At 29.4% G+C, this 572-nt stretch carries 2 pseudogenes; both read left to right on the top strand.

From position 1 onward, the window contains the following. A pseudogene (locus tag HMPREF3134_RS12425) lies at nt 1-489 on the top strand (hypothetical protein); the annotation flags it as partial. Between the two features lie 14 nt (nt 490-503). Then, a pseudogene (locus tag HMPREF3134_RS12420) lies at nt 504-572 on the top strand (pathogenicity island protein); the annotation flags it as partial.

Genomic DNA, 572 nt, shown 5'->3' with positions numbered 1-572 from the left:
TTAAACGCCTTTTATACTGTTCTAGGGCGTTTCTCTACTAAAGAACAAAAGTATATTAAAGATTACATTAATACACGCTCAGAGGCTCATATGAACATGGTAGAGCGTTTTAAGATTGAACTATACAAATATATTCAAATAAATAGAAATGAGCGTAATAAAGGTGTAGAAAACGATTATTCATATATAAATGACAATCGTCAAAAGGCAAAGACTTATCCTCATAAGTTGACGCTTAATCAAGAGAAAGCACTCAGAGAAAAAGAAGATGGTGCTACTGAAAAGAATATGAATAATGATGAGTTTGTAGCAAAGTTGAATGATCTGGATAAGAAATCATTTAAAGAATTTATTTATAACAGAAATGAAAATAATATCGACTTTGAGAAAGTCTTGATATTGCTGCAAACTATACCGAAACGATTACCACAAAAAGAGATTAAAAAGCCATATAACTACATAAGAGAAATAGGCTTAAAAACTAATTGAAACGAGGAATTTAATTGAAAACTGCAAAATATTTTGATGAATACAACGAATATGTCACAGGTCAAAGAGAGAATATCAATAAA

Origin of the sequence: Staphylococcus sp. HMSC14D10, assembly GCF_001808125.1 — a bacterium.
GTDB lineage: Bacteria > Bacillota > Bacilli > Staphylococcales > Staphylococcaceae > Staphylococcus > Staphylococcus haemolyticus.
Note: the sequence above shows the minus strand (reverse complement) of the source record. Positions and strands in the feature narration are given on the sequence as shown.